Annotated in this window: 17 protein-coding genes; 9 read left to right on the top strand and 8 right to left on the bottom strand. The window is 65.5% G+C overall.

The window, feature by feature from the left end; translation table 11 throughout:
- Positions 1–223 precede the first annotated feature (223 nt).
- The 4 genes from purF to DH10_RS16795 all read left to right on the top strand — a co-directional run bounded on the left by purF (position 224) and on the right by DH10_RS16795 (position 3,543).
- Positions 224–1,705 carry an amidophosphoribosyltransferase gene (gene purF / locus DH10_RS16810; RefSeq protein ID WP_192256508.1) on the top strand — a complete coding sequence of 494 codons (1,482 nt, stop codon included), beginning with the start codon at positions 224–226 and terminating at the stop codon, positions 1,703–1,705.
- Positions 1,706–1,732: 27 nt separating this feature from the next.
- Complete coding sequence (locus DH10_RS16805; RefSeq protein ID WP_192256509.1) at positions 1,733–2,476, top strand: SDR family NAD(P)-dependent oxidoreductase; 744 nt, start codon at positions 1,733–1,735, stop codon at positions 2,474–2,476.
- A gap of 76 nt (positions 2,477–2,552) precedes the next feature.
- Positions 2,553–3,182 carry a hypothetical protein gene (locus tag DH10_RS16800; RefSeq protein ID WP_192256510.1) on the top strand — a complete coding sequence of 210 codons (630 nt, stop codon included), beginning with the start codon at positions 2,553–2,555 and terminating at the stop codon, positions 3,180–3,182.
- Between the two features lie 136 nt (positions 3,183–3,318).
- A complete protein-coding gene (locus DH10_RS16795; protein WP_124996320.1) occupies positions 3,319–3,543 on the top strand; it encodes a hypothetical protein in 225 nt (74 codons plus the stop codon).
- A gap of 147 nt (positions 3,544–3,690) precedes the next feature.
- Here DH10_RS16795 and DH10_RS16790 read toward each other — a convergent pair whose 3' ends face one another.
- On the bottom strand, positions 3,691–4,194 hold the full coding sequence (locus DH10_RS16790; protein WP_192256511.1) for an OsmC family protein: 504 nt from the start codon (positions 4,192–4,194) through the stop codon (positions 3,691–3,693).
- A 164-nt stretch (positions 4,195–4,358) separates the two neighbouring features.
- On the opposite strand from DH10_RS16790, the gene DH10_RS16785 reads away from it, so the two are divergent.
- Positions 4,359–4,838, top strand: a complete 480-nt coding sequence (locus DH10_RS16785) for a VOC family protein (RefSeq protein ID WP_192385010.1) — start codon at positions 4,359–4,361, stop codon at positions 4,836–4,838.
- Positions 4,839–4,978: 140 nt separating this feature from the next.
- Complete coding sequence (locus DH10_RS16780) at positions 4,979–6,481, top strand: S10 family peptidase (RefSeq protein ID WP_192256513.1); 1,503 nt, start codon at positions 4,979–4,981, stop codon at positions 6,479–6,481.
- A gap of 59 nt (positions 6,482–6,540) precedes the next feature.
- Here the strand turns inward: DH10_RS16780 and DH10_RS16775 are convergent, their stop codons facing one another.
- Positions 6,541–6,972 (bottom strand): nuclear transport factor 2 family protein, encoded by a 432-nt coding sequence (locus tag DH10_RS16775; protein ID WP_192256515.1) that lies wholly within the window; start codon positions 6,970–6,972, stop codon positions 6,541–6,543.
- 347 nt (positions 6,973–7,319) lie between these two features.
- Here DH10_RS16775 and DH10_RS16770 point away from each other — a divergent pair, with 347 nt between their 5' ends.
- Positions 7,320–8,237: a DMT family transporter gene (locus DH10_RS16770; RefSeq protein WP_376774925.1), complete on the top strand. Its 918-nt coding sequence runs from the start codon at positions 7,320–7,322 to the stop codon at positions 8,235–8,237.
- A gap of 325 nt (positions 8,238–8,562) precedes the next feature.
- Positions 8,563–10,785, top strand: a complete 2,223-nt coding sequence (locus DH10_RS16765; RefSeq protein WP_192256517.1) for an AMP-binding protein — start codon at positions 8,563–8,565, stop codon at positions 10,783–10,785.
- Positions 10,786–10,788: 3 nt separating this feature from the next.
- Here DH10_RS16765 and DH10_RS16760 read toward each other — a convergent pair whose 3' ends face one another.
- The gene (locus tag DH10_RS16760; protein ID WP_192256519.1) at positions 10,789–11,604 is read right to left on the bottom strand and encodes a CDP-alcohol phosphatidyltransferase family protein; all 816 of its coding nucleotides are present in this window, start codon (positions 11,602–11,604) and stop codon (positions 10,789–10,791) included.
- A gap of 3 nt (positions 11,605–11,607) precedes the next feature.
- Positions 11,608–12,345, bottom strand: a complete 738-nt coding sequence (locus DH10_RS16755; RefSeq protein ID WP_312891339.1) for a phosphatidylserine decarboxylase — start codon at positions 12,343–12,345, stop codon at positions 11,608–11,610.
- 148 nt (positions 12,346–12,493) lie between these two features.
- On the opposite strand from DH10_RS16755, the gene DH10_RS16750 reads away from it, so the two are divergent.
- Positions 12,494–13,387, top strand: coding sequence for an SMP-30/gluconolactonase/LRE family protein (locus DH10_RS16750; protein ID WP_192256522.1), 894 nt, complete (start codon positions 12,494–12,496; stop codon positions 13,385–13,387).
- On the opposite strand, the gene DH10_RS16745 is transcribed toward DH10_RS16750, so the two are convergent.
- The 4 genes from DH10_RS16745 to DH10_RS16730 all read right to left on the bottom strand — a co-directional run.
- On the bottom strand, positions 13,366–13,707 hold the full coding sequence (locus tag DH10_RS16745; protein WP_192256524.1) for an antibiotic biosynthesis monooxygenase: 342 nt from the start codon (positions 13,705–13,707) through the stop codon (positions 13,366–13,368). The two genes, DH10_RS16750 and DH10_RS16745, sit on opposite strands and share 22 nt — an antisense overlap.
- A gap of 143 nt (positions 13,708–13,850) precedes the next feature.
- Positions 13,851–15,734, bottom strand: coding sequence for an ABCB family ABC transporter ATP-binding protein/permease (locus tag DH10_RS16740; RefSeq protein WP_192256526.1), 1,884 nt, complete (start codon positions 15,732–15,734; stop codon positions 13,851–13,853).
- Positions 15,735–15,761: 27 nt separating this feature from the next.
- Positions 15,762–16,082, bottom strand: a complete 321-nt coding sequence (locus DH10_RS16735; RefSeq protein WP_192256528.1) for an ArsR/SmtB family transcription factor — start codon at positions 16,080–16,082, stop codon at positions 15,762–15,764.
- A 112-nt stretch (positions 16,083–16,194) separates the two neighbouring features.
- On the bottom strand, positions 16,195–16,529 hold a 335-nt coding region (locus DH10_RS16730), incomplete at its 5' end, for a LysM peptidoglycan-binding domain-containing protein (RefSeq protein ID WP_192385009.1).

Genomic DNA, 16,529 nt, shown 5'->3' with positions numbered 1-16,529 from the left:
GACGACAACGCGCCGGCTCCCGACGACAGCGAGGGCGAGGCGCCGGCCGACAACGAGCCTGCTCCGGCCCCTGCCCCGGCTCCCACAAGCCCGGCGCCGGCAAATTGATTTCAGGCCCGGCCGTGACGGCCGGCCTCATGCTATTTGTGAATGCTGAACGGCGCGCGTTGCGTTCGACGCGCTATCGCCCTATATGGCGATTTTAGCGGAGCTTGAGCCCCACATGGCAGACCCGAAGGCAGACGCAGACGACGTGCTTTCCGCCGAGGCCGATGACCATTTCCATGACGAATGCGGCGTGTTCGGCATTTTCGGCCGGCAGGACGCGGCGGCCATCGTCACGCTCGGGCTTCACGCGCTCCAGCATCGCGGCCAGGAAGCAGCCGGCATAGTCTCCTATGACGGCAGCCAGTTCCATGTGGAGCGCCATATCGGCCTGATCGGTGACACCTTCACCAAGCAGCGCGTCATCGACAGCCTGCAGGGCAACCGCGCCATTGGCCACACCCGCTACGCCACCACCGGGGGCTCCGGCCTGCGCAATGTCCAGCCCTTCTTCGCCGAGCTCGGCGAAGGCGGCTTCGCCGTCGCCCACAACGGCAATCTCACCAATGCAATGACGGTGCAGCGTGCGCTGCAGAAGCAGGGGGCGATCTTCTCCTCCACCTCCGACACCGAGACGCTGCTGCACCTGGTCGCAACCAGCAAGGAGCGCGATCTCAATTCGCGCTTCATCGATGCGGTGCGCCAGGTCGAGGGCGCCTTCTCGCTGGTGGCGATGACGGCCAAGAAGATGATCGGCTGCCGCGATCCGCTGGGGATCAGGCCGCTGGTGCTCGGCGATCTCGACGGCGCCTGGATCCTCGCCTCCGAGACCTGCGCGCTCGACATCATCGGCGCCCGCTTCGTGCGCGATATCAAGCCCGGCGAGATGGTGGTCGTCACCTCCAAGGGCATCGAGAGCCTTTTCCCGTTCGAGCCGCAGAAGACCCGGTTCTGCATCTTCGAATATGTCTATTTCGCGCGGCCGGATTCCTCGGTCGAGGGCCGCAACGTCTATGAGGTGCGCAAGCGCATCGGCGCGGAGCTGGCGCAGGAAAGCCCAGTCGAGGCAGACATCGTCGTGCCGGTGCCGGATTCCGGCACGCCGGCGGCGATCGGCTTCAGCCAGGCCGCGGGCATTCCCTTCGAGCTCGGCATCATCCGCAACCACTATGTCGGCCGCACCTTCATCCAGCCGGGCGATTCCATCCGCCACATGGGCGTGAAGCTCAAGCACAACGCCAATCGCCGCATGATCGAGGGCAAGCGCGTGGTGCTGGTGGACGATTCGATCGTGCGCGGCACCACCAGCCAGAAGATCGTGCAGATGGTGCGCGATGCCGGCGCCAGGGAAGTGCATATGCGCATCGCCTCGCCGCCGACCCGCGCTTCCTGTTTCTACGGCGTCGACACGCCGGAGAAGTCGAAGCTCTTGGCATCGCGCATGTCGGTCGAGGAGATGGCCGAGTTCATCCGCGTCGATTCGCTCGGATTTCTTTCGATCGACGGGCTCTACCGCGCCGTCGGCGAGGCGCGCCGCGACAACGACCAGCCGCAGTTCTGCGACGCCTGCTTCACCGGCCAGTACCCCACCCGCCTGCTCGACTTCGAAGGCCACGACAATGTGCGCACGCTGTCGCTGCTGGCGAGCGGTGGGTCGTAGGCCGGATCACTTCACGGAATCTCTCGCATGACCCTCGACCTCTCCGGCCGCGTCGCGGTCGTCACCGGCGCCTCGCGCGGCATCGGCTATTTCATAGCCAGGGAACTGGCGGCCGCCGGCGCACATGTGATTGCCGTCGCCCGCACCGTGGGCGGACTGGAGGAGCTTGACGACCAGATCAAGGCCGACGGCCGCGGACAGGCGACGCTGGTGCCGCTTGACCTTACCGACATGGCCGGCATCGACCGGCTGGGCGGCGCGATCCACGAGCGTTGGGGCAAGCTCGACATCCTCGTCGCCAATGCCGCCATCCTCGGCGTTGTCTCGCCGATCGGCCATGTCGAGGCCAAGACCTTCGAGAAGGTTATGACCGTCAATGTCACCGCGACCTGGCGCCTGATCCGCTCGGTCGACCCGCTGCTGAGGCTTTCCGACGCCGGCCGCGCCATCATCATGTCCTCCAACGCGGCGCATTCGGCGCGTGCCTTCTGGGCGCCCTACGCGGCCTCGAAAGCCGCGGTCGAGACGATGATGCGCTCCTGGGCGCATGAGACCGAGAGCCTGCCGCTCCGGGTCAACGCCGCCGATCCCGGCGCCACCCGCACGGCGATGCGCGCACAGGCCATGCCCGGCGAGGATCCCGAAACGCTGCCGCATCCGTCGGAAATCGCCAAACGCATCGTGCCGCTGGCGAGCCCGGAGCTGAAGGAGACGGGGCTGATCTTCCAGGCCAAGCACAACCGCTTCGTCGCCTATCGCCAGCCGGAATAAACCCGCCTCAAGGCGGATGAAAGGGCCTCCGGCTACGTTCTTCGAATGTGGAACATTCGATACCCGGAGGACCGACATGCGCAGACTTCTTCTCGTTGCCGCCACCGTCATTGCCGCCACTGCAGGCGCGGCGCTGTCGCAAGACGCCAAGATGAGCTTCTTCGTCACCAGCGTCGGCTCCGGCAAGGGCGCTGATCTCGGCGGGCTAAAGGGAGCGGACGCGCATTGCGCCTCGCTGGCGGAAGCGGCGGGCGTCACCTGCAAGACCTGGCACGCCTATCTGTCCACCAGCACCGACGATGCGCGCGACCGCATCGGCAAGGGTCCCTGGTTCAACGCCAAGGGCGAGAAGATCGCCGACGATGTCGCCTCGCTGCACGGCGACGCCAACGGCATCACCAAGCAGACGGCGCTTACCGAGAAAGGCGAAGTCGTCAACGGCCGCGGCGACAAGCCCAACCGGCACGACATGCTGACCGGCTCGAAGCCGGACGGCACGAAGATCGCCGACCAGACCTGCGGCGACTGGACGATGAGCGGCGCGGAGAGTGCCGCCATGATGGGCCATCACGACCGCACCGGCCTCGACGATTCGGCGGCGGCGAAATCGTGGAATTCCTCGCATGCCTCGCGCGGCGGCTGCAGCCAGGAGGTGCTGAAGGGCACAGGCGGCGACGGCCTGTTCTACTGCTTCGCCGTCGAGTGAGCACAGGGTCGGCGACGATCTGCAGTCACGGGTCTGTGATCAAGTGGTCGAATGCCGCTTCGCGGCCCTGCTTTCGCCACTTGCGGGGAGTTGCTAGGATCGGTCCGAGTCCGACATCCAGCAAAGAGGAATTTCCATGGCTGCCACTCCCAGCGTAGCGTTGGTCTGGTATCTGGTGATCGCCGGTCCGCAAGGCGGCATGGTGGTGCTGCCCAGCACCTTCGACACCCGCGAACAGTGCACCAATGCGATTGCCGAATATCAGAAGCAGCCGACGCCGCAGGGCTGGGCCGTGCAATGCGTGCCGAGCGCCTCGCCCTTCACCGATGAGGGGGATGCTGAAGAGCCCTCTGCGCAGTAGCGCCAGCTGATCTCCCCCCTTGAGGGGGAGATGGCCGCAAAGCGGCCAGATAGGGCACCGACGTCTCCTTCGAGAAAAGCGCCGGAGCTTCATGCGCAGCGACCCCCTCTGTCGCCTTCGGCGACATCTCCCCCTCAAGGGGGAAGACTAGCTTGCGCTCACACTCAACGTCGGCTTGTTGTTGATCGTCTGGAACACCACGCAGTAGCGCTCGGTGAGTTTCAACAGCGAATCGATGCGCTCCTGGGGCTCGTCGGTATCGAGACCGAATTTCAGCCGGATCTCCCGAAAACCGACCGGCGCTTCGCGAGCGACACCGAGCGTGCCGCGAAAATCGAGGTCGCCCTCGGCCTCGACGGTGGCGTTGCCGAGCTTGAACTCCAGCGCCGTCGCGACCGCCTTCAGCGTCACGCCGGCGCAGGCGACCAGCGCTTCGAGCAGCATGTCGCCCGAGCAAAGCTCCAGGCCTGACCCGCCGGTGGCCGGATGAAGACCGGCAACCGCAAGCGCCCTGCCCGTCTCCACCTTGCAGGCGATGGACTGGTCGTCGAGGCTGCCTCTGGCCCTGAGCGTGATCAGCGCCTTGGCGGCGTCGTCGCGATAAGCCTCCTTCAGCGGCGCCTGCATGGCCTTGAGTGTGGTCGCGTCCATTGTCCAATCCCGATTGATGATTTCGCAGAGCTGATAGCACTCTCTTACGCCGCCGCGAAGGAAGGCTATGCCAGTTGGAGGAGCCGAGGCGTGAAGAATGCCCTGTCGGATCTGGCGAAACTCGAACGTCCTTCGGCCGTTGTCAGACAGGAAGGAGATTCAGCATGGCCAAGGTGACCTCGCATCTGTGGTTCGAAAGGGACGCGCGGCAAGCGGTGGAATTCTATGTCGCCACCATTCCCAACTCGGCGATCGGCCGCATGACGGACGTGGCGGCGGACAATCCGAGCGGCCCCGCCGGCAGCGTCAAGATCATCGAATTCGTGCTCGACGACCAGAATTTCATCGCGCTCGAAGCCGGTCCGCTCGACCCGTTCAACCATTCCTTCTCGATCCTCGTCGAGCTCGAGAGCCAGGCCGAGATCGATCGCATCTGGAACGCCTTTCTCGACGATGGCGGCAAGCCCGAGCAATGCGGCTGGCTGAAGGACCGTTGGGGCCTGTCGTGGCAGATCGTGCCGAAAATCCTCGGCGACATGGCCGCCCATCCCGACCGCGAGCGCGCCGAACGCGCCACCGAGGCGATGCTGGGCATGGTGAAGATCGATGTCGCGGCGCTGGAGAGGGCGTTTGGGGAGGGGTGAGCGTAGCGCTGCAACGTAGAAGAATAGCGAAAGCGTACATGACAGCCGATCTCCCCCTTGCGGGGAGATTGGCAGCTTCAACCCTTTGACTTCGCCCGCTCCGGCCATACCTTTGCGGAGGTCGTTCGCGCGGAGGTCTCATGCAGTCCAAGTTGAAGCTCGTCCCCCTCATCCTCCTAGCGCTCACAGCCTTCGCGCAGCCAGCCCCCGCCGAAACACCGGAACGGCCGCCGCCAGCCGGCGGCGTGCTGTCGCTTTTGCCGCCGCCCCAGGTGACCGAGCATTCGATCATGCTTGCCGCCCGCAAGCTCGACTACCAGGCCAAGGCCGGCACGCTGTCGCTTCTGTCCGGAAAGGGCGAGGTCACGGCGGAAATCTTCTACGTCGCCTACACGCAGCAATCGCCCGCCCCGGCGAAGGAGCGGCCGATCACCTTCGTCTTCAACGGTGGGCCGGGCGCGGCGTCGGCCTATCTGCATCTCGGCGCGCTCGGCCCGCGCATCGTCGCCACCGCGGCCGACGGCGAATTCCTGCCGCCGCCGCAAAAACTGATCGACAATCCGGACAGCTGGCTCGACATGACCGACCTCGTCTTCATAGACCCGGTCGGCACCGGCTACAGCCGCGAGGCGCCGGGCCAGGACACGAAAGCTTTCTGGGGCGTCGACCAGGACGCCAGCTCGGTCGGCGCTTTCATCCGGCTCTATCTCGCCCAAAACGGTCGCACCGCTTCACCGCTCTTCCTTGCCGGCGAAAGCTATGGCGGCTTTCGCGCCGCGCTGCTCGCCAGGACGCTGCAGGAGGATGTGGGCTTAAGCCCCAGCGGCATCGTGCTGATCTCGCCGGCGCTGGAGTTCATGCTGGTGCGGCCGGACCAGTTCGACCAGTTGCACTGGGCGCTCGAACTGCCTTCGCTGGCGGCGGTGCGCCTTCGTTCCGACGGCGTCAGTGGCGAGGCGCTGCGCGACAGGTTGGCCGAGGTCGAGCACTATGCGCTTGGCGATTATCTGACGGCGTTGGCAAGCGGGCTGGAGCAAGGCGGAAAGCTCGCCAGCCGGCGCGTGGCGGAAATCACCGGTCTGCCGCTCGATCTTGTAGACCACAACTTTGCCCGCGTCCCGACCGGCCTCTTCGCCCGCGAGTTCCAGCGCGCCAAGGGCAAGGTGCTCAGCCCTTACGATGCCATGGTCGCGACCAGCGACATCGCGCCGGAAAGTGCCCACATCGCCGGCCCCGATCCGGTGCTCGACCGCAGCGTGCCGGCGCTGACCTCGGCCTTCGTCGCCTATGCGCGCGATGAACTGAACTACCGCACCGACGTCAGCTACCGGCTGCTCAACGGCGAGATCAGCCGCAACTGGGACTACGGCACCTCCGGCCAAGGCTATGCCGGGGTGATGAACGACCTGCAGCGGGCCCGCTCGCTCAACCCTTCGCTCGGCGTCGTCATCGTCAACGGCTATACCGACCTCGTGACGCCCTATCTCGCCTCGCGCTACCTGGTGAACCAGATCCACACCCTCGCCGACGCCAAGCCGATCCGCCTCGACGTCGTCGAGGGCGGCCATATGATGTATCTGAGACCGGACGGGCGTCGAGCGCTGAAGGAGGCCGCGTCGGAGCTCTACCAGGCGACGCAGTGAGCGCCGCCCGCTCGCGCCGAATGCGCCACCATCTGTTGCGCTGCGGCGCGGCGGCGAGGTCAGGAATCGGTTCGACTGCTGGCCGTTGGCGGACGGCGCCCGGAGAGGGCTTCAACCGCGTCTTCGATGCCGACAACCTGCCGCTCGACGTCCTCCAGATAAAGTCGCCCGGCCACAATCTGACCGTCGATAATTTCGAACAGCGTGACCCCGCGCACCTCGAAGGGTTGCCCGTCGGAGCGAGTACCTGACCAATGCCATTCGATCCAGGTCGTGTCACTGTCTTGGACCGATCGCGTGACCGCCGCGTGGAAGTCAGGTATTCCCGCGAACATGGCTTCCCAATTGGCGCGCATCTGATCCCGCCCGACGAAAGCTCTGCCCGGGTGCGCCGGCTGCACGCTCCGATAGTTCTCGTGGATGAGAGCGGTGACAGCGTCGAGATCGTGCGCGTTCATCGCCGTCACCAGTCGATCGATCACTTCAGTCATCGAACTCCCGGACTTATGCAACGGACGCATTGGCGCTCTCCGTGGTCTACCGCCGGTGTGAGCCACGCCGATCAATCCGCGAGCCTCAAAATTACCTGATAGGGCTGCGGCCGTCCAGCATTGCAAGACGCCGAACATGCTCGTCCGCCTCCTCGCACACCAGCGTCAGCAACCACTGCGGAGTGGCTTTGTCCGCGTAAGCCCCTTGTAAGCGTCGGGCGAATGCAGGTCGCCGGCCACTGTCCCAACGCAAGAGCGGACCTGGCGCAGAGGCGTGCCGGCTGTGCCATGGGATGGTAGCTGCTGCTGACAGCAGGGTGTCAGGACAGCAAGCGTAGTCTGGTGACATGACGGATTCTCTCGACAGGCCCGACACGCTCATGCATGGCGCCGCCGACCTCGCGGCTGAGCGCACGCTGGGGATCGTGCTGGTCTCGGCCTCGGCGATTGCCTTCGCGCTCACCGGCGTGCTGACCAAGTCGATCCATGCCGATCCGCTGACCATCACCTGCTGGCGCGGCTTCTTCGGCTCGATCCTGATCACCCTTTATGTGCTGTGGCGGCGGCGCCGCTCGGGCGGACGCGAGAGTCTCAGGCTCGGCTGGCGCGGCTGGCTGCTGGCGGTCGAGGGTGCCGCGGCCAGCATCGCCTTCATCTCGGCCTTCAAGTTCACCTATGTCGCCAATGTCGCGGTGATCTACGCAACCTCGCCTTTCATCGCGGCATTGCTTGCCTTGCTGCTGGTGCGCGAAAAATTCCGCCTGCAGACGATGCTGGCGGCGGCCGTGTCGCTTTGCGGCGTCGCCATCATGGTGGGCGGCGGCCTCGGCAGCGGCCACCTGTTCGGCGACGGGCTGGCGCTTTTGATGACCACCGGCAGCGCGCTCTACATGATCATGGTGCGCGCCTTCCGCGACTCGCCCGTCGTCTGGGCCGGCGCGGTGTCCGCCTTCCTGCTCTTCGTGCTCGGCTGGTTCGTCACCGACCCGCTGGCCGTCTCGACCCGCGACATGGTGCTGCTTGCCACCTTCGGCTGCTCCTTCGCGACGGCCTCGATCCTGTGGACCGAAGGCTCGCGGCTCATCCCCGCCGCCGAATCGGGCCTGCTCGGCTCGGGGGAGGTTCCCTTCGCCATCCTGTTTGCCATGCTGTTCCTCGGCGAAATCCCGCCAACGGCCAGCATCGTCGGCGGCGCCATCGTGCTTTGCGCGGTTTTCGCCCATGCCGGGCGCGACTGGATGAAGGCGAAATCGGCGCGTTCGTAAATTATTTTCGCGGTCACGGAACCATCATCCGACTCAGGCATTGTTGGATTGACGGGTCACCCCCCAAGTCCCCCCAAACCCCTCGACCCGTCCGACTAGAAGCCGACCCGCAAAAAGGTCGGCTTTTTCTTTTGGGGCGATCCCAGGGAAAGTGCGTAGCGGGAGGCTGAAGGCGGCGTAGCGGCGGCGCCTTCCCCTTCTCCCACCAGGGGAGAAGGGGAGGTCGTATCACCCCCGCATTGACCTTCCCCTGACTTCCGCTACCCTCTGCAATCGAAGCGGCCGCGAAGAGCCGCGATCTGGGAGGACGTTGGGAGAGAGCGGCATGATCCTGACATTGGCGCTGCTTGCCGGTCTGGTCTTTGCCTGGCTAGTGATCGGCGTGATCGAGACGTTCCGGCTCGATCTGCGTTTCACCCAGGCGCTGCTCTACGTGCCGTTCAAGCTTGCCTGGCGCATCTCCGACAACCGCATCCGCATTGCCCGCAATGCGCAAACGCCGGTCATCTATGTCGTCTCGCACCAGTCGCGCATCGAGCCGGCGCTGATGCTGTCGCTGCTTGCTGACGACACGCTGCACATCCTGGACGAGGCCTCGGCGCGCTCACTATGGCTGGAGCCGTGGCGTGAGCTCGCCCGCACCATCGCCTTCAACGCCGAACATGTCTTCGTCAGCCGCCGGCTGGTGCGCGTGCTGAAGGGCAAGGGCCGACTTGCCGTCTATCTGCCCGACACGGTCGAGCCGGACGTCAAGTCGTTCCGGCTGTTCCGCGCCATCACCCGCATCGCCATGCAGGCCGACGCCCGCATCGTGCCGATCTTCGTCGCCGGTTCACGCGACCTGCCGGTGTCGCTGACGCCGGCCGACAAGGCGCCGCGCCACTGGTTCCCACGCCTGTCGCTCAGCGTGCTGGAGCCGATGACCATCGCCGAGCTGGTGGCGCGCAACCCCGACATGGCCTCGAACACCAACGCGCTGTTCGACCGTTTCGCCGAAGCGCGGCTTTACGGCAGCAATCTCGACCGCGGCCTGTTCCTGGCGATGCGCGATGCGGCGGATCGCGTCGGCGCCTCGCACCCGATCATCGAGGACGTCATTTCGGGCGCGCTCAGCTACCGCAAGATGTTCATCGGCGCGCGCGTGCTCGGCCGCCGCTTCGAGGCGGTGACGGCACCCGGCGAAGCGGTCGGCCTGCTCTTGCCCAACGCCAACGGCGTGGTGCTGTCCTTCGTCGGGCTGATTTCGGCGGCCCGCGTCGCGGCGATGATCAACTACACCGCCGGACCGGCGAGCGTGACAGCGGCGATCCGCACCGCTGTCATCCGTACCGTGGTCTCATCCCGCGCATTCATCGAGAAGGCGGGCATCGACGACATCGTCGCCGCCGTCGAAGCGGGCGGCGCGAAGATGCTTTGGCTGGAGGATGTGCGCGAGAGCGTGACGGTGCTCGACAAGGTCGCCGCGGCGCTTTTCTGGCGCTTCCCGCTGCAGCGGCAGCAGGCGTCGAAACCGGCGGTGATCCTGTTCACCTCGGGCTCGGAAGGCACGCCCAAGGCAGTGGTGCTGTCGCACCGCAACCTTTACGCCAACGCCATGCAGGCCGAGGCGCGCGTCACGATCTCGCCTGCCGATATCCTGCTCAACGTGCTGCCGGTGTTCCATTCCTTCGGGCTGACCGGCGGCACCATCCTGCCGCTGGTTACGGGCGTGAAATTGTTCCTCTACCCCTCGCCGCTGCACTACAAGATCATTCCGGAGATCGCGCGCAAGGTGAAGCCGACGGTAATGTTCGGCACCGACACCTTCCTCGCCAACTATGCCCGCACCGCCAAGGACGGCGACTTCTCCAGCCTGCGCTTCGTGGTGGCCGGCGCCGAGGCGGTGAAGCCGGAGACAAGGCGCGTCTACCGCGACCGTTTCCAGGCGTCGATCATCGAAGGCTTTGGGCTGACCGAGGCGGCGCCCGTGGTGGCGGTGAACACCGCGATCCACAACCGCGACGGCACGGTCGGGCGGCTGCTGCCGGGGATCCGCATGAAGCTCGAGCCGGTCGAAGGCATCAGCGACGCCGGCCGGCTGTGGCTCGATGGGCCGAATATGATGATGGGCTACATGACCGCCGATCGGCCAGGTGAATTGCAGCCGCTCGAAGGCTGGCACGATACCGGCGACATCGTCTCGGTCGACCGCGACGGCTTCATCACCATCCGAGGTCGCGCAAAACGCTTCGCCAAGATCGCCGGCGAGATGGTGTCACTGGGCGCGGTCGAGATGCTGGTGCAGGCACTTTGGCCCGAAGAGCGCCATGCCGCGGTCGCTGTGCCCGACAAGAGACGCGGCGAGCGCATCGTGCTGGTCACCACCGCCGGTGACGCCGATCCGGAAGAGCTGCGCCAGTTCGGCAAGAAGGCGGGCGCGGCGGAGCTGATGGTGCCCAACGACATCGTCAAGGTGGAAGAAATCCCGGTGCTGGGCTCCGGCAAGACCGACTACATCTCGGCGCGCAAGCTGGCGATCGACCGGCTGGGGCTGAGTGCCGCGGCGTAGCGCCTACCCGATATCCGAAGGCGGCACCTTCTCGCCTTCGCGCATGGCCCGCTTCGAATAGGCGCGCACCGAGAACGGCAGGAAGAGGAGATAGCCGGCGACCGAGGCCGTCAGCGTATACCAGGGATAGGCCATCAACAGCAGGATGTAGAGCACAACGCCGAGGATGACCGGCAGCACCCTGTCGCCCGGCACCTTGACGCTCTTGCCCGAATAGACCGGCAGCCGGCTGACCAAAAGGAAAGCGACGAGCACGGTGAAGCCGGTGGCGACGAAGGCCGCCGGCCGGGTGGGCTCCAGGCCGAGCCGCAGAAAATAGAGATAGAGCGGCAACATGACCAGCACGGCGCCCGCCGGCGCCGGCACGCCGACGAAATATTCGGTCTGCCAGGCCGGCTGGTCGGTGTCGTCGGCCAGCACATTGAAGCGGGCGAGCCGCATGCCGCAGGCGATGGTGAACAGAAGCGCCGCGATCCAGCCCGGCGAGCCGGCGCGGTCGAGCAGGAAGGCATAGAGCACCAGCGCCGGCGCCACGCCGAAATTGACGATGTCGGCCAGCGAATCCATCTGCGCGCCGAATTTCGAGGTCGCCTTCAGCATGCGTGCCAGGCGACCGTCTATGCCGTCGAGGAAGGCGGCGAGCAACACCATGACGACGGCCGGCTCGAAACGGTCCTCGAAGGCGAAGCGGATGCCGGACAGGCCGGCGCAGATGGCAAGCACGGTGACCAGATTGGGCAGCACCATGCGCATCGGGATCTCGCGGATGCGCGGGCCGCCGCTGGCGTGTGCCTCGAATTTCTTGAAGGGCGCGCCCACGTCTCAGGAAATCCTGACCAGCGGGGCGACGGCTGCGCCGCCGAACTCCGCAAGCACCGTCTCGCCACCCACCGCCGTCTGGCCGACGGCGACGCGCGGCACGGCATTCGATGGTAGGAAGACGTCGACGCGCGAGCCGAAGCGGATCAGGCCAAAACGCTCGCCGATCCCGATCGAGCCGCCCTGCTCGGCCCAGCAGACGATGCGGCGCGCCACAAGGCCGGCGATCTGCACGGCGGCGATCATGCCGTTGGGGCTGTCGATGACCAGGCCGTTGCGCTCGTTCTCGGAACTCGCCTTGTCGAGCTCGGCGTTGAGGAATTTGCCGGGACGATGCTCGATCCGCGTGATCCTGCCGCGCACCGGCGCGCGGTTGATGTGGCAAGAAAAGACATTCATGAACACCGAGATGCGGGTCATCTCGGTGGAACCCAGGCCAAGCTCGCTGGGCGGCACGGCCGGCCCGACCGCCGAAATCACGCCGTCAGCCGGGCTCACCACCAGCCGGTCGTCGACCGGCGTGACGCGCTCGGGATCGCGGTAGAAATAGATGCACCAGGCGGTGAGGATCAGCCCGATCCAGAACAGGAGCGAGGAGAAATAGCCGAGGAAAAGCGTTGCCGCGCCGAAGGCGGCGATGAAGGGGTAGCCCTCGCGATGGATCGGAACGAACGTATTCTTGATCGAATCGACAAGCGTCATAGGGCTGAGGGCGGTCCCTGTTGCAGGTCCGGCCTCAATAGCGGAAAGCCCCCCTCCCCGCAACGCAACAATGGGAGAGGATGGGCGGTTGGGTGTTGTGGGTCATGACCATGACTTTCAGCACCGACTGTCGGAATCCGGCCCTCTCATCCGTCCTTGGCTGGACAACATGCCAAGGAGCCAGCCAATGCCATCGCCGCAATCCGTCACCGGGAAAGCAAAGGTCATCACGGAGGGCCTCGCCTTTGGCGAGTCACCGCGCTGGCGTGAGGGGCGGCTCTGGCTGTGCAACTGGGGCACCGGCGAGATCGTTGCCGTGGATGAAGACGGCAACAGCGAGGTCATGCTCACCGTGCCGGCCATGCTGCCCTATTCGATCGACTGGCTGCCGGACGGGCGACTGCTTGTCGTCTCCGGGCGGGAAGGCCTGCTGCTTAGGCAGGAGGCGGACGGGACGCTCGCCACCCATGCCGACCTAAGGCCGCTGTCGAAGAACCCCTGGAATGAGATTGTCGTCGACGGGCGCGGCAACATCTATGTCAATGGTGGTGGGCCGGCGCCGGCGCCGGGCGAGCATTTCGGGCCGGGCACCATCGTGCTGATCACGCCGGACGGCATGGTCCGGCAGGTCGCCGAGGACATCGCCTTCGCCAACGGCATGGCGGTAACGCCGGACAACCAGACTTTGATTGTCGCCGAATCCCATGCCAGGCGGCTGACCGCCTTCGATATTGCGGCCGATGGCAGCCTTTTCAAGCGCCGCGTCTGGGCCGATCTCGGCAGTGACTATCCAGACGGTATCTGCCTCGATACCGAGGGCTGCGTCTGGTACGCCGACGTGCCCAACCGGCACTGCGTCAGGGTGCACGAGGGCGGTGCGAAAATCGGTAGGGTCGAGGTCGACCGCGGCTGCTTTGCCTGCATGCTGGGCGGGGCCGAGGGCAGGACGCTGTTCATCGCCGCCGCCGAATGGCGCGGCTTCGAGCACATGGTCAGCGACGCCCGCACCGGCCAGGTGCTAGGCGTCGCCGCGTCTGCACCTGGCGCGGGCTGGCCGTCTTATAACTCCGGCACGCGCTGATAGTTGGCAATGTCGGCCTTGACGCCCAGGCGCACTATCGTTTCCTGCGGGCTGAAGGCGATGCGCTCGTGCGCTGCCTTGACGATCGGCACAACCTTGTCGACAGCCGCCTGGCTTTCCCATTCGACCATGGTGACGATGTTGAATTCGCCGGGGCCGGAAAACTGCTCGAGCAGGAAGTCCTGCACGAAGCCTTCCTGCTGGCGCAGCAATTCATGCGTCATCTTGACCTTGCCGAGGATCTCGTCGCGCGCTTCCGCCGGCACAACGAACTTATCGACCCGGAACACGCTGCCATGGCGTTGATTTTTATTGCTCATTTCGATCTGTCTCCGTTCTTGGAAGGCTTGCTTCGCAGGGGCTCGGAGACGGTTTGCAAGCTCAAGGTAAGTTGAGGTCAAGGGATTTTTTGCGAGGCGCTGATACCGCTGATCTCCCCCCTTGTGACCCCTTGTGGGGGAGATCAACTCATCTCCGACGTCCTTCTCCGCACAATCACTCCCAGTTCGTCGGTCTCACGGGCGATGCGCAGCCGTTCCTCGGCTTCGGTCGCTTCGCGCTGGCGGTCCCACATCGAGGCGTAGAGGCCGTGCCTGGCGAGCAGCGCGGCGTGGGTGCCGCGCTCGGCGATCTGGCCGTCCTTCAAGACGATGATCTCGTCGGCCGAGATCACCGTCGACAGCCGGTGAGCAATGACGATGGTGGTGCGGCCCTTGCTGACAAGGTCGAGCGCGGCCTGGATCTCCTGTTCGGTCTGGGTGTCCAGAGCCGAGGTTGCCTCGTCGAGCATCAGGATCGGCGGCGCCTTGAGGATGGTGCGGGCGATCGCCACGCGCTGCTTTTCGCCGCCCGAAAGCTTCAGCCCGCGCTCGCCGACCATCGAGCGATAGCCGTCGGGGAGCTTGGCGATGAAGGGCCCGATCTGGGCGAGCTCAGCTGCCTTGCGCACCTCCTCCTCGCTGGCGCCGACGCGGCCGTAGCGGATGTTGTAGGCGATGGTGTCGTTGAAAAGCACGGTGTCCTGCGGCACCATGCCGAGCATGGCGCGCAGGCTCTCCTGTGTGACGTCGCGGATGTCCTTGCCGTCGATCAGCACCTGGCCGCGCTGGACGTCGTAAAAGCGGAACAGCAGCCGCGAGATGGTCGACTTGCCGGCGCCGGAGGGGCCGACGATGGCGACCGTCTTGCCGGCCGGCACCTCGAAGGATATGCCTTTCAGAATCTTGCGGTTCGGATCATAGGAGAAATGCACGTCGCGGAACTCGACCTTGCCGGCACTCACCTTCAACGGCTTGGCGTCCGGCTTGTCGACGATCTCCTGGGGGACGTCGAGCAGGTCGAACATGTGCTCGATGTCGGTCAGGCCCTGCCGGATCTCGCGATAGATGAAGCCGATGAAATTGAGCGGCACGGAAAGCTGCATCAGCATGGCGTTGATGAAGACGAAGTCGCCGACGCTTTGCGTGCCGGCCTGTACCTCCAGCGCCGACATGCACATCACGATGACGGTGCCCAGCCCGAAGATGACGCCCTGGCCGAAGTTCAGCCAGCCGAGCGAGGTCCAGGTTTTCGTCGCGGCGGTCTCGTAGCGCGCCATGGAGCGGTCGAAGCGCTCGGCCTCCATGCGCTCATTGGTGAAATATTTGACCGTCTCGAAATTGAGCAGCGAGTCGATCGCCTTGGTGTTGGCGTCGGTGTCGCTGTCGTTCATGTCGCGGCGGATCGAGATGCGCCAGTCGCTCGCCTTGACCGTGAACCAGACATAGATCCACACCGTGACCGCCACCACGGCCACATACTTCCAGCCATAGGTGTAGGCGAAAATGCCGGCCGTCAGCGCGAATTCGAGGATGGTCGGCGCCGTGTTCAGCATGACGAAGCGCACGATCGTCTCGATGCCCTTGGTGCCGCGCTCGATGATGCGCGACAGCCCGCCGGTGCGGCGCTCGAGATGGAAACGCAGCGACAGCTGGTGCATGTGGACGAAGGTGCGGAAGGCGAGCTGGCGCACCGCATATTGGCCGACGCGGGCAAACAGCGCGTCGCGCAGCTGGTTGAAGCCGAGCTGGACCAGCCTCAGCGCATTATAGGCGATGACCAGCATCACCGGCGCGAGCATGAAGGCAGGCAGCGGCGGCGGCGCCTTCGAGCCGTGGGCAAGCGCATCGGTCGCCCATTTGAAGAAATAAGGACCGGCGACCAGCGTGAGCTTGGCGACGACCAGGAGCAGCGTCGCCCAGGTGACGCGGGCTCTTAAGTCGGCGCGGTCGGCCGGCCACATATAGGGCCACAGATTGCGCAGGGTCGTGAGGGTGCCGGTTTCGGCGGAGACGGTCTTGTCGGCCACTATTTCTTGCCTTTTGGGTGAGAGGGGTCAGCGGCTGGCGCAGCAGGAGTTGACGAGTTCACGAAGCGAGGCGGAGACGCCCGCGAGCGCCGCGTGATCGACCGCGTAGCGCGAGCGCTGGCGGTCGGACTCAAAGCGGACCAGCCCGGCTTCGACCAGGATTTTCAGATGTTGCGAAACCGTCGACTGGGCGAGGTCGAGATGGTCGACCACCTCGCGGCACGAGCAGCAGCGGCTGGCCGACAGATGCTTCAGGATCTCGATGCGCGCCGGATGCGACAGTGCCGCAAACCGCGCGGCGATGGCGCGGCTGTCGGGGGCGCGGTTGTCGGATGGGGATTCGCTCATCGTTCATCGGCGATAGACGATGAAGGATGAGAGGGCAAGCTAGGCGGATGGGTAGCACCGGTAATCTCCCCCCTGGAGGGGGGAGATTGCGCGCTCGTGCGCCGGCGCTCCCCTACTCCGCCTTCGGCGCCACCGTGGTCATCTGGTCGCCCATGGCCTTCATATCGGCCGGCTCGCCTTCCTTCGACTTGCCGGGAACCTTGAAAACCTGGCCGGGCCAGATGCGGTCGGGATCGCGGATCTGGTCCTGGTTGGCGAGATAGATGGTCGAAAAGCGCGTGCCATGGCCGTAGACGCGGCGCGAGATGCGCCAGAGCGTGTCATTGCGGCGGATGATGACGGAGCCGTCGGCGTGTTCGAGCTTCGGCGCGACCGTCTCCGCCACGTCGGCCGACGGGGTCGCTTCCGCGACTTTGGCCGGAGCCTCGGCGGCCGGCGCCGCCGAGT

The organism is Mesorhizobium silamurunense, assembly GCF_014843825.1.
Taxonomy (GTDB): domain Bacteria; phylum Pseudomonadota; class Alphaproteobacteria; order Rhizobiales; family Rhizobiaceae; genus Mesorhizobium; species Mesorhizobium silamurunense.
The sequence above is the reverse complement of the archived record's forward strand: the minus strand, read 5'-3'. Positions and strand labels throughout refer to the sequence as shown.